This window comes from Paenibacillus sp. FSL R5-0928, assembly GCF_037970385.1.
GTDB classification, from domain to species: domain Bacteria; phylum Bacillota; class Bacilli; order Paenibacillales; family Paenibacillaceae; genus Paenibacillus_AQ; species Paenibacillus_AQ odorifer.
This window is the reverse complement of the sequence record NZ_CP150225.1, coordinates 3,280,260-3,301,799: the sequence shown is the minus strand read 5'-3', so window position 1 is coordinate 3,301,799 and position 21,540 is coordinate 3,280,260. Positions and strand designations below refer to the sequence as shown.

The window sequence follows — 21,540 nt, the reverse complement described above, 5'->3', positions numbered from 1 at the left end:
AGATTCACCCTTTGAACTTGAATTTTTCACCACGCCGTTCTAGCGACAACACTGCTTTCCTCCGCTTCATTATCCAAATAATTAATAAGACAATAACCGATGTTCCCAATAAGAAATACATCCAAATCGTTTTTTCAACCAATTCATCATTGGGATAATGGCCTTTATTATAAGCTTTTACAAAGATACCCTCTTGGGTCTTAATAGCAATAAAATCTTTTGGATCGGTATTGATAATTGAATAGTAGGGCGTACCTTTAGGATAAATATTCGAGAAATTCCCCCTGTACGTTCCTTCCTCATCGGAATATTTAGTTACATGCCCTATCTTCTTATCGATTTCTTCCGAGGGGATGAGTTCATCATCTGATATTTCGTAGATGTCACCTGAATAAACAACAAACGAACCGGCCCAATCCGCGGAGACCGCATGTAATGACGATAAAGCAATTATAGCTAGAATTACAATAATGAATTTCTTCATCTCAACCTCCTAGCTTGGATTCGATTGGTCTTTTAAATCTTCGAAGAACTCAGTAACTCTCTCCCTCGATTGTTCGAAATCGTTCAAAAGTATCGTTGTTGTGAGAAGCAAAAATGAAAGAAATGCGAAGATGATTATGGGTTTCTTTGATTTCATATATCTCACACTAATCATAGTTTTTAATGAAAATCTTAAACGAGCTCTCAATTGCGTCAAAATCAGTCGAGCCAATAATTTGATCCATAACCTTGCCATCAGAGTTTATAAAAAACAACGCAGGAAAAGCTTGTTCACCAAATTGTTTATGGAGATCACCTGTTTCATCTAGGAGAACGGGATACTTAATGTTGTAATTCGCCACGTATTGTTCTACATCAGAAAGATCATCTTGATAAAGCAAATTGATTCCGTATATGTTCACTCTATTTTTATATTTCTCATACAATGAGACAATCTTAGGAGCATCGTCATTACAATATGGACACCATGAGGTGAAAAATACGAATACAGTGGGTTTCTTCGAGAAGTCCACTTGTATTTTGTTTCCATTCGCCAACTCTTTTAGTTCAATGTTCTCAGGACTTTTAATGGGTTTTGCAGAGTTGTTTACCACGACAAATATAATCGAGCTTAATGCAATCAAAAATATAAATGTACTTACAATAATAGATATTTTCTTCAAAAATAATCCGTCCTTTACTAATCTATTCACCTACCGCTATACATTCTCTTCCACTAATCTTATATCCTTCATACTGATCATTGATCAGCCTAAAACAGCCCCTGCTTCAGAGATTTCTCTTAGGCGGGGGCTTGATTTATAATTCCTTAGTTACATTAAGCTTTTTCCATTTGCGAATCTTAGAACGAAAAGTCTTAAACGGTGCTACTGAATTAATATGAATCCATTTGACCATAGGCCATCTTGGATTGTTTCCTGTCCATTTCCGCACGCCTTGCGTAAAAAGTTCTTCATCACTTAAAGAATCAATCCAGTTCTTCCACTGATGTTCTGTCTCTTGAAATAAAGATCTTAACTCGTCTAATGAGTAGGCAGCATATGTATGATAAAACGATTGATATAATCCGCCAAGTTGATTCCATTTATAATCCGGTGAAGGTGTAATAACGGTTAACCCTGCTTTTTCATCCTTATCCCATTTCATAACAAGATTCAACCAGCCCAATTGATAAGCAATGATTTCTGCTGGGGTTCGATCAACCCCTTCCATACGATTGTCTCTTTGGGAGTTCTCAATGCCATCAAATTCTTGATCAAGAGACTGATAGGCAATATGAATCGCATCTTTCAATTCTTCTTTTGATAGATAATCGTGTGTTGACATCATACCCCTCCTTTAAATCACTTTATTAAATTACTTTACAAATGTATTATGTACTCGCTCTGATTTCAATAAATATGCAGTCCAAATTGCACAAGTAAACGCTGACCTAATGATCCTTTTGAGTGAATCTCCATTTCCAAGTTCTCTGGCAAGAGGAATTTGATAAAGAAGTACAACATCAATGATTCCTACTACAGGGATTGCAATATAGAAAATAATCAATAACCGTGGTAAAAATGCTTTTTTTCTGTAGAAATTAATTAGAATATATACACTAAACGCTAATATAGCTATATTGAAAGTGGTTTCAAAAACAATTATAAATCCCCACAAGGGATGATAGAAATCCGAACCTTTAGAAGTAAAAGCAGTCCAGATATCGGCATCAAATGCTGTAAAAGAATCCTGAAAAAGCTGCATCAACTGAATGATAATCGTCCCATAAAGACCGATTTGTACAAGAATCAACCATCCCCCAAGTCCTGATATCCCTAATGGTTTATAATCATTTTTCTTTTCGTTTAAATTAGTTTCCACGTCAACTCTCCCTGTTTATCATCTATCACTGCTATTTATCCATAATATCCCTAAACAATTGTTCTTTTTCTTCATCTAGATCCTGATAAATCCCTAAATAATCAAAGATTTCAAATGAAAAATCAACAAATGCACGGCCTTTAGCAGTAATGATATGTTCATCTCTAACTACTCTCTTATCAACATAATTGTCTCTTGGAAATGGATCATCTACATTAAGTTTACTGATTCTTTCTACTGAACACGAAGTAGTGAATTTACAATGGTCTAAAATGCCCGCTCGTCCTAAATACTGTGGTCCATGACATATGGCTGCCAGCATCTTCTCTTCTCGATCAAGATGGTTTATCAGATCAGTTAAATCCTGTTTTTGATTTACAATCGGACCTCCGGGAATAATTAGCCCTTCAATATCATTAAGCTTAACTGCTTCTTTGAGGACCAAATCAGGTTGATAAGTCAGACCAGATTCGCTAACTACAGATTCATAACTGTATCCTACGGATAACACTTCTTTTTTTCCAACATTTCTAATCTTATGTAGTGCCAAGGTAATCTCAAAATCCGCAAAATCATCAGATATGAAGCAAAGAATTTTGCCCATCGCACACTCCACCTTTTTTACAAAGTGATTTTATCGCCCACAACAATACACTTACTGTTACTGCCATGCCCAATCTCAGCTGTCTTTATGATAGGAATGGAGGTGGAATGGCTAATTTCCTTCACATACGCTTCTACTATCGGAAATTCATTAAAGTTCTCTAGTTCTGAAAATGACCCTAGAATCAATCCAGCACAAGCATCAAAATATTTCAATTGCTGGAGCTGAGCAAAAAAGGAGACTATTTTGTTAGCTCTGCCACTTAAACTCTCCAACAATAATATTTTGTCCGAAGGATCCGGAAAATAGCTTGTCCCTGCCAGCTTCAAAAAGCAGCGAATATTCCCTCCGATTACTATCCCGCTCATCTGGTTACCACGGACCCAATGATACCGGAAATCGTAAAGATCGTTTTGCCCCTCGAAGAATGTTCGATAAAAAGCCCTCTGCTGCTCTGCCCCATCAGAAGACACTAAATTCATCAACTGATAATGATAGGATTTCGAATTATTTTGCGTAAATAAAGCGTTCAAAATAACTGACAAATCACTCATTCCAAAAAAGGGTTTGGGGTTCATACGGATACTTTCGTAGTCTATGTACTCTAAGATTTGGTTGGCAGAATCCCCACCTGAAATATCGAATATCGCGCTAATTTCAGTATTTTTAAATAGTTGATTCAGCTCCGCTGCCCTTTCCTTTGGATTTCCACTGAAATAACCATCTTTTCTAAACAAAGTATTAGCCACCACTACATGGAGTCCAAATGAATGCAAAACTTTTTTTAATTCCTCTACTTTAGGTAAGTTCTCTACTCTCACACCATCTGAACAAGCAATCAGTCCTACTTTATTCCCGTGTGTGAATTTTAAGGATGTGTTCATTTTAATAATCCTTTCGATTCTACTTTTTAGTTTAATCACCGCAAATTTACGATCATATTTACACCATACCATATTTAGGGAGTTGAATCATTTTCTTCTTGAAATTATGAAACCACAACATGGTAATATAAGTATAATAATGCAAGATTAAATACATTGGGGGTGTACTAATGCGTAAATCACCGTTGATATTGAGTATGATATTATTATCTCTTGCGTTAATTATCGGATGTAGTTCAGAGGTAGATGATGCCACTAAAGCCGCAGAGAAATATAAAAATGTAGAATATACCGTCAAGGCTTCTGAGGATTTAATGTCTGATGAATCCATTCTTGCGCGAAATGAAGAGATGAAACCGTATTTTACAGAATACTTTACTGAAAAGGCTATAGCGAGCCGAATTACAACTATCCCAATTAAAATCGCTGATAAACAAAAGCTTTCTTTAAAACCGGAAAACCTAAAATTTAACCTTTCCGAACAAAAAAAAGATATTATCGAGTTAAAATATACGGTGGATCTTGTCCTATTGGATAAGGATGACAAAGAAAGTAAACGTGTGCCTTTGGAAGGTATATTGACTCTCTTTGATGTGGACGGTAAATGGTTAGTGCAAGGGGATCGATTTGATACTGTAGCATTAATGAACTTGATTGATGGGTGAATTTGAATATCCTTCTTATCACAAAAAGCAGACTGCTCTAATGAGCAACCTGCTTTTTTGAATTACATTATTTTTTTACTCATCCTATAATTGACCAACAGAACACCTTTTCGTTCTACACTTTGTTTCGCAATAAGCTGGTATCCCCGTCGTTCAAAAAAAGGATTAGCAGTGATGCTTGCTTCGGCATCCATTTCATAAAGACCCAGTTCTTTCGCTTTCAATTCAAGCTTACTCACCAATGCAGAGGCTATACCTAGTCCTTGGTAATCTTTGTGAACATATAATCGATCCAAATGTCCCTCTGCTGTCATATCAGAAAAGCCCACAATAATATTATCAATTTCGGCTACATAAGTGATATTTTGACGCAAAGAAGCTCTCCAAGTATTATGCTTAAGTACCTCTTCCTCTTTAGGTGCCCAAGCATCTAGCTGTTCCTGTGAATAGTCTTGTTTGTTTACGGAATGAACTGTTTCGTAGAACAATGAGACAATTTGACTAATATCCGATTCTCGGTAAGCTCTAATATCCATTTTGATCTCCTTGCTGGCGATTGTAGTAACAGAAGTCAATCTCAGAACTCCACTAGATCGATTTTCCGGCGAGATTCAGCACTTTCCAGCGCTCCGAACACCATTGCCATACTATACCGATTATCTCTACAATTCGTCTCTGCAGGACGTTGCTCTGCCAATGACAAGAACATCTCATCCAAACACCCGTGATGGAATGTTTTATTCATCTCAACATTATCTCCATTTATACGCTTTACGTCACGAATGAACTTATCGCTCTGATCTCCTGCAGTAACTACCTCAGCATATGGCAGCTCATGACCATCCCAGATTGCTGTTCCTTTCTCCCCGTTAACCCGCCAAGAAGCTTCCCATGACGTGGATGCACCTTCTGCACACCAAGATCCCTGATAGGTAAATATTGAACCGTCGGACATCTCGAAAATGCACACTGCCGACGCATTCCCCTCATACCATGAACCGGGAGGATTAAACTCCTGACAGTATACGGACACAGGGTTCGCGCCACTAATAAACCGGGCCTGGTCGAAGGTATGAATTGCCATATCCAACAGCAGCGGACTTTTCATAACATCACGGAATCCTCCGAAATGAGCCCCAAGGAAAAAGCTTGCACCGATAAATCCTGTTCTTCCGATGGTTCCTGATTCTATGATTTTTCTTAAAGAACGAATTCGAGGATCATAACGGCGGTTCTGCATCACAGCATGAGCATTTCCAGTCCGTTCCGAGATCTCAACAATCTTATTACATTCCTCCATAGTCTCAGCTAACGGTTTCTCACTAAACACATTACACCCAAGTTCCAATGCAGTACTAGAAATATTGAAATGACTTCCGGGAACGGTAACGTCAAAGACGAGATTTGCTGCGGTCTCCTGAATTGCCTGCTTAATATCCGTAAACGTCAGACATGAAATCCCATGCTTCGCAGCCATCGCCTCAGCCGACTCCAACCTTATATCTACTAGAGAAACGATCTTAGTATCTGGACGCAATAAAGCGTATTCAATCCATGCGTTAGCCATTCCTCCGCAACCTGCAACCGCTACACGGTACTGTGCTGTCATATTTCTCCCCCTGACTTATTAAAGCGGATTAGGCACAAAGCTGCCCCCGCGGCATTGTTTCAAATAATTCAAGGCATGTACTTGACCCATCATTTCCAGCTCATCCCGATAGACAGGATCATGCCAACCTTCAATATCAATGGTACCTTTATAACCAGCCTGACGCAAAATGGAAATAACATCCGTCCAGTTCGTATCACCAAAACCCGGAGTACGGTGCCATACATAAGGTTTTGGGCCGTGGATTCCATATTCTTTTACAATATCCCAAGCGATGGTGGCATCCTTGCCGTGTACATGGAAGATCTTATCTGTCCATTTGCGCAGCTGTGGAATCGGATCAATCAGCTGCACCATCTGATGGCAGGGCTCCCATTCAAGTCCCATATTGTCAGCAGGTACAGCGTTAAACATCTTTTCCCAGGCTATTGGATGATGAGCGATATTCCAGTCCCCTGAAGTCCAATTGCCATCCATGGAACAGTTCTCGAAGGCAATTCGTACCCCGCGATCTGCTGCTCTTTTGGTCAGCTCACCAAATACCTGGGTAAACTTCGGAATCGATTCATCAATGGACACTCCTGGTAGTCGTCCCGTGAACCCTGATACCATATCAGTACCAAATACATGAGCATGATCAATAAGCCGTTCCCAGCTTGCTAACGCATCGGAATTGTCACCAGTATTCGTCAAAGGATTGCCAAAGATGCCAACCGATGAAATCACAAAATCATGTTTTGCCGCAAGTTCTTGCACACGCTTACCAGTTTCCACAAGATCTGTTTCACCTGTAGTCTGCCAGAAGGTTAAGCTAAAAGATTCGAAGCCATGACCTACGATTTGCGGAATCACTCTAACAGCATCTCCGCCACCAACTAATGTGCCTATACGCATTGTATCCTTCATCTTGTGTACCACTCCAATATTGGTTTATAGTAAGTTCTATAACCCGAGTATATACTGCATTTAAGCTTAAAACTCTTATTATATTGTGTTTATATAGTCGTATATTGTGGGAGTTGAATAAATATTGAGCTATCCTAATGATCTTAAAGAATACCCTCAATTAGAAGGAAGCACCTATCCGTTTCGATTGTTTTTTAATGAATGCAGACATGCGAAAATCGGCCAGAACATCCTTTTTCTACACTGGCATGAGCATTTCGAAATCATTATCATGCAAGCAGGCAGCGCCATTTTCCACATTGACAGCAAGCCCTACGAACTGCATCCCGGAGAGGTTTTGTTTGTTCCTTCTGGAGGTTTGCACGTTGGATATAGTCTGCGGGATGATCATGTCCGATTTATATCCGTCGTATTTCATAGTTCTTTATTTAAAGATTGGAAGCAAGATCCTCAACATGAGCAGTTCGTAGCTCCCTATTTGGAAAATCGATATCAGCTACCAGTTAAACCAGCAGCACTTGTTCCAACCTGTTCTACTTATTACTCTCTTCTAGACACTATCGTGGATGAAGTGCATCAGAAAGGTCCTGCATTTCAGCTAATCATCAAAAATCAACTTCATCTGCTTTTTGTATTGCTCTCCCGTACCTTTTTGCCTGAGCGGGTTTCTGGCAGAACAAATGAACGTCATTCCTTCAATCGTGAGCGTTTTAAGCCACTGCTGGAGTATATGGAGAACCACTTTGATGAGAAAATGACTATTGAAAGCGCCGCGAGATCCGTTAATCTAAATCCATACCATTTCTGCAAAACCTTTAAGAAGCTCACCGGCCGAACCTTCATCGATTATGTTAATCTTTGCCGCGTAAATGAAGCAGAACGACTGCTGCTGGAGACAGATTTTACTGTAACGGAGATTGCTGGACGAGTGGGCTGCGACAATCCTAATTATTTTACCAAGCTGTTTAAGCAATATAAAGGAACTACACCATCTGGTATTAGAAAATAATTCACACTGGAAAATAGGAGCATGTAAAATGAATTTAAAAGAAACGCTGATATGCATAAAAGAAAATGATTACCTAGCACCTCCCGATACCTTCCAGTGGGTACAAGAAATGATAAATAACATTGGTTCTTTAGATGCCCAACTACGGGATGAGCTAATTTATACAACCTTATCACATTGGATCCCAGGTAATGCTCTAACTACAAACGAACTGGAGCAACTTATACCCGTTATCTTGGATAAAAACCATTTGCATTTTAAGCTTGGCGAAACCAATGCAGACTCTGTCTTTACCAGATCTTTCTCTATGCTAGTCATCCCAATCCTCTTCATGAGGCATAAAGAATCACCATTTCTCTCAAGAGAGCAAATTCATCAGATAAAGGAGAAGGTATTTTGCAGTGTGCAAAATGAGCGCGATTACCGGGGGTATGACGAAGAAAAAGGCTGGGCTCATGCCATAGCCCATGCAGCAGATACTTTAGATGAATTGGCTCAATGTTCCGAACTGGATAAAAATGACCTTATAACTATCCTCGATTTGGTTCACGAAAAGATGACCATAACAGATCGAATATACTCCGATGGGGAAGATGAGCGAATGGTAAGACCCATAATTAGTGTTTTAGATAGAAAAATGCTTAGTCAGACTTATGTAGAGCAATGGATTCGAAGTTTTGGTGATGTGGAGAAAAATCCAGAATTTCTTCCTGCTTTTAAACAAAAAAATAATATAAAGAATTTCTTGAAAAGTTTATATTTTCGAGTTAAATATTACAAAGTAGATGCCAATCTCTGTCCAACAATCGAGCATACATTATACAAAGTAGAAAAAGTATACTATTCCTAATTAAGAAAAAGTGAGGGTTAGAGCACCCTCACTTTCCATCTACTGTTCAAATGCGTGGAGAACTTGCTACCTGTTGACGGGTCTATTAGATTATTCAGTAACTGCTAGCTCCATTCTCCGCACACTCGCAAGCGCGGGAAAAGATTCCAGCACCATCCCTGTATTCCATAACTTAACCTGCTGTCCAACCTGCAAATCCTTAAAGCTGATGGTCTCTCCAGCTTCATTAAACATTTCAGATTTTGCATTGATTGTGAACCAGTAAGATGGATCTTCGTTTCCAGGTTCAAGGATTAGTATCCGCTTTGCCTGTTTAGTGTCGATCTCAACGATTGTACCCACTACATGTGGATCACCTATTTCTGAAATATCATAGGTCAACATCTCTGGATCGATCCACTTTTCAATTTCAAGCTTGGCTGCTTCCGCATCATCAGACGGAATGGTAATAGTTACTTTATTACCAATCGTATCTACACCAGAGCCGTAGAGATTCAGCTTCTGGTAGAGTTCTTGTTCATGCAACAATTCTTGAGCAGCTAATAACTCTTGCATTGTATATTTCACATCATGAAGCTCATAAGTACCTGCAGTGAAAGCCTGAGCAAAGCTCTGCTCAATCTCCGAGTTCAAACCTACAATATTAATATGAACCTTGTTATCTTGCAGATAAATATCTCCGTTAGGAATCTTCTGAGCAGATAAGAAAGTCTTAACCTCGCCTGGATCATCCATTGCAGGGTTCTTAGAAGCTAGAATTTGTGGTTCTGAACTAATTACAGGAGTAGGAACCGGCTCCTTATTCGCTTGTTGAGCCTCTGAACAGCCACTGATTAACAAAATAACAACGGGAATCCATATCCAACCAATAATTATCTTACGCATCCTATTAACACCTCCACTCTTCATCTTCTCAAACGAAGACCGGAAGTGATAGGTTGCAGATTCAGGAAGAATTCTCTAATCCAAAGTGTAAGGAGCAAGACCGATTGGAAGTGCCGCAGGACGAGTGCAGGTGCTTTCCATTTCGTAGAATGAATGAGCATCAGAAGAATCATGGAAAGCCCACATTGCTTCTAATACGTGATAAGCCAGTTCTCCACTGGCACGATGCCCTCTACCCGTTCGAATGGCGTAAGCCATATCTGCTGGTCCAATCCCGCGGGTATTCTGATCATACCCTGACAACAACGGCTGTTCCGTCCACTCATTCTCACCCATAAGCCGGAGTTTCACGGGACCCCCAAAGTTATTCGGGTCTGGAACTTGAATCGTTCCTAGCGTTCCGTAGATTTCTATATGCGGCAGGTTGCTCCCGCCAAAGATATCAAAGCTTGTAATCAACGTTGCAATGGCACCATTTTCAAATCGTAAGGTTCCGGCTACGTGAGTTGGAATTTGAACAGGAATTTTTTTCCCAAATTTCTTCTCGCTTGTAATCGTACGTTCTTCCAGCGCTTTCCCAGTCATTCCGCTAACCGTATGAATAGGACCCAGCAGCTGCACCAAAGCCGTCAAATAGTAAGGACCCATATCGAACATTGGACCTCCACCAGCGGCATAATAAAATTCCGGATCTGGATGCCAATGCTCATGTCCACGGCCCAGCATAAACGAAGTAGCTGCAACAGGTTCGCCAATTACTCCTTCATCTATCAGCTTCAAAACCGTTTGAATTCCCGCTCCGAAGAACGTCTCCGGTGCACTGCCCACAAGTACTCCCTTTTCCCGCGCCGCAGTCAGAACTTTGCGTCCTTCTTCTCTCGTCACAGCTAGAGGTTTCTCAACGTATACATGTTTACCCGCTTCAATAGCTTTCAGGCATACTTCCGCATGAACAGCTGGTATCGTTAAGTTGATTACGATTTCTATCTCTGGATCATTCAGTAATTGTTCTGTGGTATAGACGTTTGGAATATTGTATTTATCCGCTTGTTCTTGTGCTCTCACCAAATCTAAATCCGCACATGCAACTAGATCAAGGATCTCGAACTTTTGACAGTTCTCCATATAGATACTACTGATTTTACCGCATCCAATAATACCAACTTTGACTTTATCCATTCGCTGATCGCTCCCAGAATTTATTGACTGTCTGCCATTCCACTATAGCTATTACTAACCTCCATAACATTGGATAATGCCTGCGCTTTACCTTCAGCTGCCCATATTAATCCTCTGCGCATCATTTCACGCACTTGCGGCTGATCTACAATGTCCGCATGATGCCCGAGTGAATTATAATAAACTCTGCCCAAGCCCCAACGTTTTGTCCAAGCTACTGGCATATCAACAGCCTTATTATACGAATGAGGCCCTTCAACTACTGGAAAACGAGTCGTAGCAAGAACTTCAACAGCTGGATCTACATGCAGATAATATTGCTCTGAGCAAATGCTGAAATCTTCTAATCCTTCTACCAGAGGACTTGAGCTTTGACAAATCTCTACGGTATAGTTAACGCCGTCATTACCAGGATGAGCTACCCATTGTCCACCCGTCATAAACTGCCAATCTACATTATTACGAAAAGAATCACACATCCCGCCATGGCAACCGGCAAGACCTGTTCCATGTTGTACAGCTGCGGAGACATTATTCACAAGTTCCTGCTCGATTGTGCCCATTGTCCATACCGGCACGATCAAATCTAGTCCAAGAAGCTTATCTGCATCAGCAAAAGCCTCCAGTGTATTCGATACTTCAACTTCAAACTGTTCCTCTTGCAACATTTTAGCGATTATATCAGCTACCTGCTCAGGCTCATGACCATCCCAACCGCCCCATACAATCAATGCTTTTCTCATCTTCAGCACTCCTTCTAAGGTTAGATTACATTTCGGATAAATCGACCCAACGGCGTTCATCAATAGAGCGTTCTACAGCCTCTAACACCGCTTGGCATTTCACTCCATCATTGAAATTTGGTTCTGGCTGACGACCTTCTTCAATTGCGTTAGAAAGCTCCAGCATTTCGTGAATAAACGTATGTTCAAAACCAATCGTATGACCAGGCGGCCACCAAGCCTCTGCATACTCATGAGCAGGATCGGTCGCCAGCACACGGCGAAAACCTTGTACATCCTCGGCATCCGAGGTCAAATAAACTTCTAATTCATTCATACGTTCGAAGTCGAATTTCACACTACCAAGACTCCCATTGATCTCAAAAGAATTGGTAGAGCGATGACCCGCTGCGAATCTTGTAGCTTCAAAGCTGCCCAGAGCACCATTATCAAAACGGGCTAAAAACAAGGTGGCATCGTCAACGGTAACCTTACCCTTGGGTGCATCTTTATCTCCTTTAGCGCTTAAACCAGTCATTTCAGCGGCAAGCGGACGCTCTTTTATGAAGGTCTCGCTCATGCCGATTACTTCCTTCATATCGCCTACTAAGAAATGAGCCAAATCTATAAGATGCGCCCCCAAATCTCCATGCGAACCTGAACCGGCGATATCCTTCTGCAGTCTCCATACTAAAGGGAAATCCGGATCTATTATCCAATCTTGTAGAAACCAAGCCCGAAAATGATAAATCTTTCCCAGACGCCCACTCTCTATGAGCTTCTTAGCCAGTCGAACTGCCGGAGAAAAGCGATAATTAAAACCAACCATATGTGTAACTCCCGCGTCTTCAGCAGCTTGCAGCATTTCACGGGAATCTGCCAAGGTCAGCGCAAGTGGTTTTTCACAAAAAATATGTTTACCTGCTTTGGCTGCTGCCAAAGCTATCTCCTTGTGCGCGTTGCTGGGAGCATTAATATCTATAAGATCAATATCCTCTCGAGCGATCAGATCCTTCCAATCCGTAACACAATCCGCCCAGCCTAACTGCGATGCAGCTTCTTCAAGCGCTTCACTATTACGTCCACAGATTACAGACATTTCCGGTTTAAGCGCCTTCGGGAAAAACATAGGCAAACTGCGATAAGCATTACTGTGGGCTTTACCCATAAATTTATAACCGATCATTCCAATGCGAAGCTGTTTCATCTTAATCCTCCTAAGTGTTGATAGATTTAGATGAAGCTCGTATAACTAGTTCTGTCGGTAATTTGATCTGTACGGCTGGTGCGGGTATATCTGCCAGATTGTTTCCCAGCAATTCAATGATTTGGGCTGCGGCAAGTTCACCTAGTTCGTAAAAGGGAACCCGCACACTGCTTAATGCAGGTGTGGTAAGCTCCGCAGCTTCCGAATCATCATAACCCACAATAGCTGGCAGGCGATCCCTTGGTATTCCTAGCTCCTGCAGCCCTTGCTGCAAACCAATGGCCATCCGATCATTGGCGACCATAATCGCATCAATCTCATCCAGCAGAGGCAACATTTCTTGGGCAGCTATAATCCCGCTTTTCCGGCTGAAGTTACCTTCGAACAAAAGTGAAGAATCTACAGAAAGATTCACCTCTGCCAAAGCGCGGGCATACCCCGTTAGACGATCTCGGCTGTTGGAATAAGATTCAGGCCCATTTAGAAAAGCAATCCTCGTAAAACCTTGTTCCAGTAAGTGTTTAGCCGCTTGCCAGCTTCCTTCGACATGATCGGCATCCACCTCGTGAAAAGCTTCCCCTGCAAAATGCTGATTAATCAGACAAAAAGGATGGTTTTCTTCCTTCAAACGGCGGAGTGAGGCTAGCTCACCTGGCTCTTCTTTAGCGCCAAGCACAATGCAAGCATCGATCTTCCGCATCTTAAACAACCCGCTATAATCCATTGGCTCTTCGGCATTCCGAAACAGCATTAACAGATCATAACCCTCTTCTCGCGCCTTGCTCCCTATTCCACTTAATATTTCCGAAAAATAATATGTGGAGAACAAGCGGGCTTTCGGCAAATAAGGCATCACTACACCCAAGTTCCCGCTCCGTCTACGTGCAAAGCTCTGAGCGAGTGAACTAGGGGTATAGCCTAGCTTCAGAGCAGCTGCCAACACACGTTCCTTCGTTTCTTCCTTAATCGGGCCAACGTTATTTAACACGCGAGATACTGTGGCTTCTGACACACCTGCAAGCTCGGCAACCTCTTTACGGCTGGCGATATAAATTCCTCCTTCTCATAGGTTATGAACAGTGACATTTAGCCTCGTTCAATATACTATTCGAAAACGCATTCATTTAATGTACGCGCGTACATTTTCTCATGAACAAGGCTCTTCGTCAACCCTAAGATTGGATAAATTTAAAAGACGTTCATATACACTAAGGAGAAGAACGTCTTTCTATTTCTTTTCAACTATCCGCGAGGTACTAGCAATAGGACACCAAGTAAAATGATAATCAGAAATAAGTAACTCTCAAATTTCTTAGCAGGAATACGTTTATTCACATATACACCGAGCACTGTAGCTAAGATAATTGCTGGAATAGAATATCCATAAAGAACAAGAGCATCCGTAGTCCACAATCCCCCGATAGCATGACCAGTTACAACAAGTACACCAGAAATAAGAAAATGAGCTTGCAACGTACCCCGAAAGCGATCAGGATTCCACTGTCGTAAAGTACCATAGATCACGACCGGGACACCATTAAAGTTATAAGCACCGCCAAGTACACCCGAAGCGAATCCGAAGGGATACACCCAGCCTTTTGCCTTAAGCAAGGGATGATCGATCGTCTTAACTATTCTCTTCTTAATCACTGAATAAACTCCATAAACAATCAAAAATATACCAAGTCCAGTCATAATTACACTTGCAGGTGCTAAATAAAGCATAACTAGTCCTACAGGAATTCCTATCACTGTTGAGAGTGCTAATCGAATCAGAATAGGTCGTTCTATATGCCGCCACCCACTCACAACTGTAAGTGAGGCAACCGTGAGGCCTGCCAATCCAATCAAAGAAACTGAGGTATGTATAGGAATCGGGAGCAGTGCAAGCAGTGGCATGCTCACAATCGCTTCACCAAAACCAAACATGGTTCTCATCAAGGCACCTATAAATACTGCTACTACGACTAGTGTAATTATTGTAACGGACAATCGTTTATCCCCCTCCTAATCTCATCCATCCGTAATTGTGTATAAAATCATCACATAGACAGATCATCTGGAATACATTTCTTTTTCCCACTCTTCTAATTATAACATATCATTAGTTAAAAAACAGATATCGATAGAGAACAAACGTGCATTATAACATCCCTAAAAACCATCCAAACGACGTTACAACTACACAATAATGGAGATATACATATAGTTAACGAAAACCCCTTAAAATCGATTACAGGGGCCCGTATGTATTTCCCTTTTTCTAAAAAACAACTAAGTATCTAAAAAAACTGATTCCCCTAACGTTGATGAGGTATCAGTTTCTTATTTTCTGACGTATTCATTTAGGTGTTATCTTTCAGCCACACTTGCACATGCTTTAGAAATTTTTTGGTGACGGGAGAAGCGTATTTCATAGAGTGGACAGCAATTCCTAACGATCTGAAACTACGTTCCTCCAATTCTAGCATAGCCACATTATAATTTTGCCGGGTTAAGACAAGCTCTGGCAAAATACTAATGCCAAGACCTTTCTCCACCATCGACATAATGGCATAGTCATCACCTGCTGAGAATTTAACATTAGGTTTAATACCCGCCTTATCCAGCACACGTCTAACATCATAATCCGAACCTGCTTTCGGGATAATGAAATCCTCTTTAGCAATTTGCGATAAGGAAAGAAAGGGCTCCGTGCTTAGCGGATTCTCTTTAGATACAATCCCTAACATCCGGTCTTTTTTTAAAGGAATTACGTCAAACTTCTCACGTGTAGGCAGTGAAATAAAACCGCAGTCTACGACTCCAGCCTCTATCCATTGCTCAACCTCCAAATAACCGCCTTCCATCAGCTTGATTTCTATATAAGGGTATTCACTGCGAAATTGCTTAATCATCCCTGGCAGCCAATGCACAGACACACTGGTGAACGTACCGATGGTAATCGTGCCAATCTCTAGCCCGTGGATGTCCGCTACCTCCTGCTTCAATTTCTCGTTCCACTTCAAGATTTCACGGATAGGCTGCAGAACTTGTTCTCCGTTTACCGTCAATTTCACACCGGATCTATTTCTAATTAATAACGCGAACCCAAACTCCATCTCCAAGCTGCTAATGGTGTGACTAATTCCGGATTGCGTAAAACCCAGTACATCTGCTGCTTTTGTTAAGCTGCCTAGCTCCACAACTTTCAGAAAAATCTCATATTTATTAATGCTCAACCTCTGTTCCCACCCTTATAAATTGCATAAGTTTTACTCATGTATTCTATGATAAACATTCAGTTACCTTATGTATAGAGCCGTATTATACTATATTGAGTTGAAATTGAAGAAGGATGGATGAAGAGATGAAACCGCTCAAAGCTGAGCTGCTGCTGTTAGTTGTAACATTATTTTGGGGCTCCTCCTACATATTTATGAAAATGGGGTTAGGTACGTTAGGCGAATTCAATCTGATTGCACTGCGCTTCGGACTTGCTTTTATATTAGCCGCTATGATATTCCACAAACGATTAAGACGAGTAGACATCAAAACATTAAAATATGGCGCCCTACTCGGATTCCTCCTGCTCGGCGTATTCACATGTATAACCTTCGGACTTCAAACAACCACCACCTCAAACGCAGGATTCCTAGTTGCGTTGACGGTTATTTTTGTACCGATCTTGGATCGAGTTATTTTCAAAAAAAGAGTTGCACCTCCACAAGTGTTCGGCTCCATCCTCGCCATAGCCGGGATTGGACTCCTTACCTTAAATGCAACCTTAACTATTCAGCCGGGTGATTTCCTGTGTATCCTTTCGGCAGTGTTCTACGCGGTACAGATCTTATTTACAGGCAAGGCGGTAAAAGAATGTGATTCCCTGAATATCGGAATCTTGCAGTTAGGATTTGCCGGAGGGTTGGCCTTAGTGTTGTCCGCACTCTTCGAGACACCTACGCTACCGTCTACTTTGCCAGGTTGGACTGCAATTCTTGCGCTTGGTATCTTATGCAGTGCCTGTGGCTTCATCCTGCAACCTATTGCTCAAAAATATACATCACCGACCCGCACCGGACTAATCTTCTCCCTTGAGCCGGTCTTCGCTGCGATGTTTGGTTATTGGTTCGCTGCTGAGAAGTTATCGATGCAGGGTTATGCTGGCGCAGCGCTTGTTCTGCTCGGAATCGTGGCTTCTGAATTGCTTGGTAAAGCAACACTCCCCGCATCGTGGGCTCAGAAGAAACCAGAGCATTTATAACAATAAAGGCGTCGTTCAACTATACAAGCTGAACGACGCCTTTTCTATGTTTATTGGTTCAATTAATGCCCCATCATCATCGCCGCATCTGCCTTCTGTCCCTCTCCAGAGGAAGGATCGCCAGCGGAAAGCTTAGGCTTGCGCAAAATAATACTCATTAATATACCTACCACACCTATGCAGCCAGACAGGAAGAACACATCATCAAAACCACTAACTGCGGCTGTCAAAGGATTACTTCCCGCTTTCAGTGCTCCCATATGAACAGCGATCTGACTAGTCAGGTAACCTGTCATTCCAGCTATAGCAAATGAAACAACGACTTGTTGAGCAGCAGCAGTAAGTGAAGTTACACTTCCCACCCATTCACGTGGAGCAGCATTCAAGACATGAGTATTCAAAGGCATCATCGTTAGACCCATACCAAAACCTAAGAAACCCAGGTATGTCATAATTAACGATAAATTTGTTGTAACACTAATTCCGGATAACAGGAACAAGGTGACCGTAATGATACTAAGTCCAACAAACGCCAGCGGACGAGCCCCGATCTTATCAAACAACCTGCCGCCAATCGGCATTCCGATTGCTGAAGCTAAAGCCTGCGGAAGTAGAATCAGACCGGTTTCCAGCGGGGTATAGCTTCGAATCTGCTGCAGGTAAAGGGGCACAAATAACATGGACCCAAACAAAGCAGCTTGCATAACCCAAGTTAAAATAATACCCCGAGTGAAATCCGACGAACGGAAAACTCGCAGTTGTAAAAGCGGATTTTTGTGAAGCAGCTCCACAATGACAAGAAGGATCAATGCAACCCCTCCAACAGATAAGCCAACAATAGCGGGAGTAGACGACCAGCTTGTTCCACCGCCTTCATTCACCCCATAAGCCAACATAGAGAAGGCAATTGGGGCAAGGATAATGCCTAGGATATCGAGTTTGCCTTTGCTCTTTTTTTCAGAATTCGGCAAATATTTAACACCAAGAATAATGCCAACGATTCCAATAGGTACATTAATCAGAAAGATCCAGTGCCAGCTTACGTACTCCACCAGCCAACCGGATAAGACTGGACCGAGTGCCGGAGCTAAGAGCATTGGAATACCAAGCATCCCCATAATAGAACCTCGACGTTCTACTGGAGCTAATTTAAAAACCATCGCCATCCCAATGGGAGCAACCATCCCCCCGCCAAGACCTTGAATGACTCGAAAAATAATGAGCTGAGATGAGCTTTGTGCAACCGAACATAACATAGAGCCAAGAATAAACATCGTAAGAGTTGCCAGAAAAACTTGTTTCGATCCAAAACGATCGGTCATCCAGCCCGCGAGTGGGATTACAGCCGCTAAAGCTAAAGTATAACCCGTAATCGCCCACTGAATCGTTTTGAGATCGGAAGCAAAATAATCAACCAGCTTGGGAACGGCCACATTCACAACAGTACCATCCAGAATAACCATAATCATACCGACAATAATAGCAAGAAGCGGGGGGATGATTGCTTTTAACGAAAATGGTTGATCTTCTGCAGTACTCATTCCAGTCATAGTTTTTGTCATCCAGTACTCCACTCATTTCTCTAATTTAATTAAATGTTTTATTGATTATTTCAAATTTTAATTTACATTCGATGAATCTCGAAGTCAACAAATAAAACCATTTTTTCCATTAAAAACACATCGAGTTTACGATACCCTTCAGAAATTATCTTGAAATGTATATTAGAACAGCAAAAAGACTATGCATGATCCCCTTAAATCTTCTTGCTTGGGAAATGTGCATAGTCATCATGGAATCATTTTCCGATTAGAGCGTCTCTCTTAATTCTATAATTTTGCCCGATGTGTTCAATATAATTTCAAGTGGAATCTCTATCTCTGCAAAATCCAATACACAGCGGATAGAAAATTTATCCTCGTTATAGCTACTTTTTGTAGATTTAATCCCATGATAATTCCCGGCTTTTACCGTAATTTGCTTCCAGTCTTCCAGTAATTCATTGGAGCTTGGCTTATTTACGACCACATCATAATGATATCGCTCCGATAATTCATTATATTTACCGCCGACCAGTAACCCCGCTATAACACTCGCTGTCACTTCAGGGGTATACACTTCAACTTGATTGGACTCCCCATCATATGAGGTTACTAAACCAATTGTCTTAAAAAAGGAGATTGGAACATAGATATGATCCTCTCTGAATTCGAAATCATCTTTAAAAAACAACTCTTGTGAATTATTGATGCTAACTAAATGTTCGTTAAGCTTCCATTTAATTATTTCATTTATCCTTGTTAGTGTTATAGTTTCTGAACTTTTTTGATATGTTGTTGTATATTTCAGTGCATTGAAAGCCTCTCTGAGCGGAATCATGACCGTGGAACCCTTATTGTAGGCTGAATGGGGATTAGTTTCCAGTAGTTTACCATTCAAAATTACGCTAACCTGGCCGGAGTCTGCCCATACTGTTGGAGCGGCAAATCCACCAAATCCATTAGTTAAAAATAGAACACCTAACACAACAACCGCTGCCATTTTGATCATCCGCTCGAAACCTCCCTTTAGTTATTACAAGTATTATGTGCGTTTCCAGCATGTGCTAATCCTAAGGATAATCAAGACAAGCAAAAAAAGAAGCCGTTCAACATTATGTTGAGCCGCTTCTTTTAAATAACTATTCCACCTTGAAGTCAAAATACTGCTTAGGAAAAGGTTCTTTTATCAGCGTAAAATGCCACCATTCCTTACTATAAGGTTTAAAGCCTTGCTTCACCATAACCTCTTTGAGAATTGCGCGATTTGCTTTCTGAGTCTTGGTGATTAACGATGTATCATAAAAAGAGATATCTCCGAAAAAATCAAACGGGCTGCCCATATCTACATCTACACCTGTCTCTTTATTGACGATCGTTAAATCGATGGTACTGCCACGGGAATGTCCTGATTTTTTCGCTATAAATCCGAGTTTGAATAAATTACGTTTATCCAGTAGCGGGTAATATTGCTGCTTCATCTTAGTATCCGCGGAATTCTGTGACCATCTTACAAAATGATTCACCGCGGTCTGCGGACGATAAGCATCATAGATTTTTAGGATATATCCTTTTTTGGCTAAATCCTCACTTACTGCCTTCAAGGCTGTAGCCGCAGTCCTTGAAAAGATCGCTAAAGGCGCTTTATATCCATCAATCCGCTTCCCTACAAAATTATTGTCTCCGTAATAACGAATTTCAAAATGGGCAGTAGGAATCACTTCATCCAAATAGACAAATCCTTGCGGCAGACGGTGTTTCTTCTCCAGCTGCATTTGCTGCAGTACATTGTCTGTAGATGAGCCAACGTAAGCTGCATCTGCGCTGCCCATAACAATAGTGTTTGTCCATAACAACAGCACAAATGCGAAAACTATGATTTTTGTTCCTCTAAATCCGGTTCTCAATAGATCCCGCCTCTTCATTTCGAATTAACCGTTTGATTCAGAAATTTCTCCACTTCAGGTGTGAGTTTATTATTCGTGGAATCAAGTAACTGTAGTAGTTTTTCTAAAATCATTAGGATTCTGGTGTCGCCTTTGTTTCCTTTTAATGCATTCTCATACGCCTTTTTCACTTCAGGTTTGATTACTTGCTCATCATAGTCATAAGCTGGTGTGTTGCTTGATCCATATAATAAGCGTGAAGTTGCATTGAGCAGCTCTTTTTGAAGAACGGTTGACCGATTGGAAGCTGGATATTTCGTCACAAAATCCTCCAGTGCAAGCGCCCTGTTCGTTAACTCTGTCCAACTAATCACAATAGCTGCATCAAAAACACTTGGTTGATTCGATTCAGTGGCCATGATGTCAATGTAAGCTGCGATGTCCTTCGTGACATATGGCTTAAAGCTTTTGAAGCCCTCATAATGCATCACTGGATAGTACATGCCCTCACTAGTCTCCAGCTTATATCCCTTATCCCGTCCTTCAATTAACATATTGCGCACATTAGCATCTTTGATCGCATTAAGGAGTGTGCTGTAGGTTAGATTTTTGCTTTTGGAAAAAGCATTATTTATCTCTTTCTGAACATTCTCCGGAAAAACCTTCTCAGAGTACACAGGTAAATATGCCTTCTGTGCATTTTCGAGCTGGAGTGTCATCTGAGTTGCTGTCCAGGTATCCACTTCTTTGATATGGTTAATCAAATAATTCCGGGCGTTAGCCAGAGATGCCGGCTTCTGTACATATTGTTGGAATTGATTATAGACTTTTGCAGATTCTTTCACAGTTGCGGCAGCTACAGTATCTGTTGTATGTATACTCCCAAACCCTCCCATAGAGCCTAGGGCAAAGGCAACACTTAACAAGCCTGTTTTTTTCCATCCCATTAAAAGACCTCCCTTAAGTATTCATACTTAATAATTAGA

General features: G+C 41.2%; 24 protein-coding genes. 4 read left to right on the top strand and 20 right to left on the bottom strand.

Annotation, left to right across the window (positions count from 1 at the left end):
• Positions 1–4: 4 nt before the first annotated feature.
• From MKZ16_RS14875 to MKZ16_RS14850, 6 genes are all read right to left on the bottom strand, one after another.
• Positions 5–484, bottom strand: a complete 480-nt coding sequence (locus tag MKZ16_RS14875) for a hypothetical protein (RefSeq protein ID WP_179090023.1) — start codon at positions 482–484, stop codon at positions 5–7.
• 166 nt (positions 485–650) lie between these two features.
• Entirely contained in the window at positions 651–1,196 is a 546-nt protein-coding gene (locus tag MKZ16_RS14870; RefSeq protein WP_081386837.1) for a TlpA disulfide reductase family protein, read from the bottom strand.
• A gap of 106 nt (positions 1,197–1,302) precedes the next feature.
• The gene (locus MKZ16_RS14865) at positions 1,303–1,830 is read right to left on the bottom strand and encodes a ClbS/DfsB family four-helix bundle protein (RefSeq protein WP_076105585.1); all 528 of its coding nucleotides are present in this window, start codon (positions 1,828–1,830) and stop codon (positions 1,303–1,305) included.
• 30 nt (positions 1,831–1,860) lie between these two features.
• Positions 1,861–2,367 carry a DUF2569 domain-containing protein gene (locus MKZ16_RS14860; protein ID WP_036678279.1) on the bottom strand — a complete coding sequence of 169 codons (507 nt, stop codon included), beginning with the start codon at positions 2,365–2,367 and terminating at the stop codon, positions 1,861–1,863.
• Between the two features lie 31 nt (positions 2,368–2,398).
• The gene (locus MKZ16_RS14855) at positions 2,399–2,971 is read right to left on the bottom strand and encodes a DJ-1/PfpI family protein (protein ID WP_076105584.1); all 573 of its coding nucleotides are present in this window, start codon (positions 2,969–2,971) and stop codon (positions 2,399–2,401) included.
• Positions 2,972–2,988: 17 nt separating this feature from the next.
• Positions 2,989–3,855, bottom strand: a complete 867-nt coding sequence (locus MKZ16_RS14850) for a S66 peptidase family protein (protein WP_076105583.1) — start codon at positions 3,853–3,855, stop codon at positions 2,989–2,991.
• Positions 3,856–4,025: 170 nt separating this feature from the next.
• On the opposite strand from MKZ16_RS14850, the gene MKZ16_RS14845 reads away from it, so the two are divergent.
• Positions 4,026–4,520, top strand: coding sequence for a hypothetical protein (locus tag MKZ16_RS14845; protein ID WP_076105582.1), 495 nt, complete (start codon positions 4,026–4,028; stop codon positions 4,518–4,520).
• A gap of 62 nt (positions 4,521–4,582) precedes the next feature.
• Here the strand turns inward: MKZ16_RS14845 and MKZ16_RS14840 are convergent, their stop codons facing one another.
• The 3 genes from MKZ16_RS14840 to MKZ16_RS14830 are packed head-to-tail and all read right to left on the bottom strand — an operon-like array spanning position 4,583 to position 7,035.
• Complete coding sequence (locus tag MKZ16_RS14840; protein ID WP_076105794.1) at positions 4,583–5,056, bottom strand: GNAT family N-acetyltransferase; 474 nt, start codon at positions 5,054–5,056, stop codon at positions 4,583–4,585.
• A 41-nt stretch (positions 5,057–5,097) separates the two neighbouring features.
• Positions 5,098–6,129: a Gfo/Idh/MocA family oxidoreductase gene (locus MKZ16_RS14835; protein ID WP_076105581.1), complete on the bottom strand. Its 1,032-nt coding sequence runs from the start codon at positions 6,127–6,129 to the stop codon at positions 5,098–5,100.
• 18 nt (positions 6,130–6,147) lie between these two features.
• On the bottom strand, positions 6,148–7,035 hold the full coding sequence (locus MKZ16_RS14830) for a sugar phosphate isomerase/epimerase family protein (RefSeq protein WP_076105580.1): 888 nt from the start codon (positions 7,033–7,035) through the stop codon (positions 6,148–6,150).
• 124 nt (positions 7,036–7,159) lie between these two features.
• On the opposite strand from MKZ16_RS14830, the gene MKZ16_RS14825 reads away from it, so the two are divergent.
• Together MKZ16_RS14825 and MKZ16_RS14820 are read left to right on the top strand one after the other, a co-directional pair.
• A complete protein-coding gene (locus MKZ16_RS14825) occupies positions 7,160–8,044 on the top strand; it encodes an AraC family transcriptional regulator (protein ID WP_076105579.1) in 885 nt (294 codons plus the stop codon).
• Between the two features lie 28 nt (positions 8,045–8,072).
• A complete protein-coding gene (locus MKZ16_RS14820; protein WP_076105578.1) occupies positions 8,073–8,894 on the top strand; it encodes a DUF2785 domain-containing protein in 822 nt (273 codons plus the stop codon).
• A gap of 90 nt (positions 8,895–8,984) precedes the next feature.
• On the opposite strand, the gene MKZ16_RS14815 is transcribed toward MKZ16_RS14820, so the two are convergent.
• The 7 genes from MKZ16_RS14815 to MKZ16_RS14785 form a co-directional block, all read right to left on the bottom strand.
• Positions 8,985–9,779, bottom strand: a complete 795-nt coding sequence (locus MKZ16_RS14815) for a hypothetical protein (RefSeq protein WP_076105577.1) — start codon at positions 9,777–9,779, stop codon at positions 8,985–8,987.
• A 75-nt stretch (positions 9,780–9,854) separates the two neighbouring features.
• Positions 9,855–10,958 carry a Gfo/Idh/MocA family oxidoreductase gene (locus MKZ16_RS14810; RefSeq protein ID WP_076105576.1) on the bottom strand — a complete coding sequence of 368 codons (1,104 nt, stop codon included), beginning with the start codon at positions 10,956–10,958 and terminating at the stop codon, positions 9,855–9,857.
• Between the two features lie 20 nt (positions 10,959–10,978).
• Positions 10,979–11,701: a ThuA domain-containing protein gene (locus MKZ16_RS14805; protein WP_076105575.1), complete on the bottom strand. Its 723-nt coding sequence runs from the start codon at positions 11,699–11,701 to the stop codon at positions 10,979–10,981.
• Positions 11,702–11,726: 25 nt separating this feature from the next.
• The gene (locus MKZ16_RS14800; protein ID WP_038570692.1) at positions 11,727–12,887 is read right to left on the bottom strand and encodes a Gfo/Idh/MocA family oxidoreductase; all 1,161 of its coding nucleotides are present in this window, start codon (positions 12,885–12,887) and stop codon (positions 11,727–11,729) included.
• A 10-nt stretch (positions 12,888–12,897) separates the two neighbouring features.
• Positions 12,898–13,941 carry a LacI family DNA-binding transcriptional regulator gene (locus tag MKZ16_RS14795; RefSeq protein ID WP_038570689.1) on the bottom strand — a complete coding sequence of 348 codons (1,044 nt, stop codon included), beginning with the start codon at positions 13,939–13,941 and terminating at the stop codon, positions 12,898–12,900.
• A gap of 188 nt (positions 13,942–14,129) precedes the next feature.
• Complete coding sequence (locus tag MKZ16_RS14790) at positions 14,130–14,879, bottom strand: sulfite exporter TauE/SafE family protein (protein WP_076105574.1); 750 nt, start codon at positions 14,877–14,879, stop codon at positions 14,130–14,132.
• A gap of 353 nt (positions 14,880–15,232) precedes the next feature.
• Entirely contained in the window at positions 15,233–16,108 is an 876-nt protein-coding gene (locus tag MKZ16_RS14785) for a LysR substrate-binding domain-containing protein (RefSeq protein ID WP_036678309.1), read from the bottom strand.
• Positions 16,109–16,236: 128 nt separating this feature from the next.
• Between MKZ16_RS14785 and MKZ16_RS14780 the strand changes: the two genes are divergently transcribed.
• A complete protein-coding gene (locus MKZ16_RS14780) occupies positions 16,237–17,130 on the top strand; it encodes a DMT family transporter (protein ID WP_076105573.1) in 894 nt (297 codons plus the stop codon).
• Positions 17,131–17,192: 62 nt separating this feature from the next.
• On the opposite strand, the gene MKZ16_RS14775 is transcribed toward MKZ16_RS14780, so the two are convergent.
• The 4 genes from MKZ16_RS14775 to MKZ16_RS14760 all read right to left on the bottom strand — a co-directional run bounded on the left by MKZ16_RS14775 (position 17,193) and on the right by MKZ16_RS14760 (position 21,501).
• On the bottom strand, positions 17,193–18,671 hold the full coding sequence (locus tag MKZ16_RS14775) for a DHA2 family efflux MFS transporter permease subunit (RefSeq protein ID WP_143759078.1): 1,479 nt from the start codon (positions 18,669–18,671) through the stop codon (positions 17,193–17,195).
• Positions 18,672–18,939: 268 nt separating this feature from the next.
• A complete protein-coding gene (locus MKZ16_RS14770; RefSeq protein WP_076105572.1) occupies positions 18,940–19,680 on the bottom strand; it encodes a copper amine oxidase N-terminal domain-containing protein in 741 nt (246 codons plus the stop codon).
• A gap of 130 nt (positions 19,681–19,810) precedes the next feature.
• Positions 19,811–20,575 carry a M15 family metallopeptidase gene (locus tag MKZ16_RS14765; RefSeq protein WP_218642595.1) on the bottom strand — a complete coding sequence of 255 codons (765 nt, stop codon included), beginning with the start codon at positions 20,573–20,575 and terminating at the stop codon, positions 19,811–19,813.
• Between the two features lie 14 nt (positions 20,576–20,589).
• Positions 20,590–21,501: a hypothetical protein gene (locus MKZ16_RS14760; protein ID WP_052097010.1), complete on the bottom strand. Its 912-nt coding sequence runs from the start codon at positions 21,499–21,501 to the stop codon at positions 20,590–20,592.
• Between the last annotated feature and the right edge of the window lie 39 nt (positions 21,502–21,540).

Bases quoted from the DNA above. Each gene is read 5' to 3' on its own strand.
- MKZ16_RS14845 (WP_076105582.1), top strand. From the start codon at position 4,026: ATGCGTAAATCACCGTTGATATTGAGTATGATATTATTATCTCTTGCG.
- MKZ16_RS14855 (WP_076105584.1), bottom strand. From the start codon at position 2,971: ATGGGCAAAATTCTTTGCTTCATATCTGATGATTTTGCGGATTTTGAG.
- MKZ16_RS14800 (WP_038570692.1), bottom strand. From the start codon at position 12,887: ATGAAACAGCTTCGCATTGGAATGATCGGTTATAAATTTATGGGTAAA.
- MKZ16_RS14815 (WP_076105577.1), bottom strand. From the start codon at position 9,779: ATGCGTAAGATAATTATTGGTTGGATATGGATTCCCGTTGTTATTTTG.
- MKZ16_RS14875 (WP_179090023.1), bottom strand. From the start codon at position 484: ATGAAGAAATTCATTATTGTAATTCTAGCTATAATTGCTTTATCGTCA.
- MKZ16_RS14780 (WP_076105573.1), top strand. From the start codon at position 16,237: ATGAAACCGCTCAAAGCTGAGCTGCTGCTGTTAGTTGTAACATTATTT.
- MKZ16_RS14865 (WP_076105585.1), bottom strand. From the start codon at position 1,830: ATGTCAACACACGATTATCTATCAAAAGAAGAATTGAAAGATGCGATT.
- MKZ16_RS14835 (WP_076105581.1), bottom strand. From the start codon at position 6,129: ATGACAGCACAGTACCGTGTAGCGGTTGCAGGTTGCGGAGGAATGGCT.
- MKZ16_RS14770 (WP_076105572.1), bottom strand. From the start codon at position 19,680: ATGATCAAAATGGCAGCGGTTGTTGTGTTAGGTGTTCTATTTTTAACT.
- MKZ16_RS14805 (WP_076105575.1), bottom strand. From the start codon at position 11,701: ATGAGAAAAGCATTGATTGTATGGGGCGGTTGGGATGGTCATGAGCCT.
- MKZ16_RS14830 (WP_076105580.1), bottom strand. From the start codon at position 7,035: ATGAAGGATACAATGCGTATAGGCACATTAGTTGGTGGCGGAGATGCT.
- MKZ16_RS14820 (WP_076105578.1), top strand. From the start codon at position 8,073: ATGAATTTAAAAGAAACGCTGATATGCATAAAAGAAAATGATTACCTA.
- MKZ16_RS14840 (WP_076105794.1), bottom strand. From the start codon at position 5,056: ATGGATATTAGAGCTTACCGAGAATCGGATATTAGTCAAATTGTCTCA.
- MKZ16_RS14760 (WP_052097010.1), bottom strand. From the start codon at position 21,501: ATGGGATGGAAAAAAACAGGCTTGTTAAGTGTTGCCTTTGCCCTAGGC.
- MKZ16_RS14850 (WP_076105583.1), bottom strand. From the start codon at position 3,855: ATGAACACATCCTTAAAATTCACACACGGGAATAAAGTAGGACTGATT.
- MKZ16_RS14775 (WP_143759078.1), bottom strand. From the start codon at position 18,671: ATGAGTACTGCAGAAGATCAACCATTTTCGTTAAAAGCAATCATCCCC.
- MKZ16_RS14810 (WP_076105576.1), bottom strand. From the start codon at position 10,958: ATGGATAAAGTCAAAGTTGGTATTATTGGATGCGGTAAAATCAGTAGT.